Annotated in this window: 1 protein-coding gene; it reads left to right on the top strand. The window is 57.8% G+C overall.

Features of this window, described 5'->3' with window-relative positions; translation table 11 throughout:
- Window positions 1–149: 149 nt before the first annotated feature.
- On the top strand, window positions 150–249 hold a 100-nt coding region (locus tag EN943_RS37485; protein ID WP_127416648.1), incomplete at its 3' end, for a DUF480 domain-containing protein.

Genomic DNA, 249 nt, shown 5'->3' with positions numbered 1-249 from the left:
GGCCTCAACCCGGCCAAGGCGATCGCGGAGATCAAGAAGATGATGGTGGAGAGAAGGGTTTAGGCGTAGCGGATTTGCTGCAAACCTCGGATGTAGCGATCCGTAGCGCCCCCCTCTGTCCTGCCGGCCTCGGAAAGGATTTTAGTCTAATGAGCGATGACCTTCCCATCCTTTCCCCCGTGGAAGCTCGCATTCTCGGCTGCCTGATCGAGAAGAAGGAGTTGACGCCGGATGTCTATCCGCTGACGC

The sequence above is a fragment of the Mesorhizobium sp. M7A.F.Ca.US.006.01.1.1 genome, from assembly GCF_003997935.1.
Lineage (GTDB): Bacteria > Pseudomonadota > Alphaproteobacteria > Rhizobiales > Rhizobiaceae > Mesorhizobium.
The sequence above is the reverse complement of the archived record's forward strand: the minus strand, read 5'-3'. Positions and strand labels throughout refer to the sequence as shown.